A 246-nucleotide genomic window follows, 5' to 3' on the forward strand; every position below is an offset into this window, starting at 1 on the left:
GGCTGGGGATATAGGATTTGAACCTATGCATGACGGAGTCAAAGTCCGTTGCCTTACCGCTTGGCTAATCCCCATTATGTATTCAACAGGGCGATTGATGGGACTTGCACCCACAAATGCCATAGCCACAATTCAGTACGTTAACCCATTCGTCACGACCACCATGGCAATAAAACTGGTGGAGGATGATGGATTCGAACCACCGAACCCGTAAGGGAGCAGATTTACAGTCTGATGCGTTTGGCC

1 tRNA gene is annotated in these 246 nt (G+C 49.2%); it reads right to left on the bottom strand.

Going from position 1 to position 246, the window contains the following annotated elements:
* Positions 1 to 2 precede the first annotated feature (2 nt).
* Positions 3 to 74 (bottom strand) — tRNA-Gln (locus HFE01_RS26765).
* Positions 75 to 246: the final 172 nt, after the last annotated feature.

The sequence above is a fragment of the Paenibacillus sp. EKM10P genome (assembly GCF_011800655.1).
Lineage (GTDB): Bacteria > Bacillota > Bacilli > Paenibacillales > Paenibacillaceae > Paenibacillus > Paenibacillus polymyxa.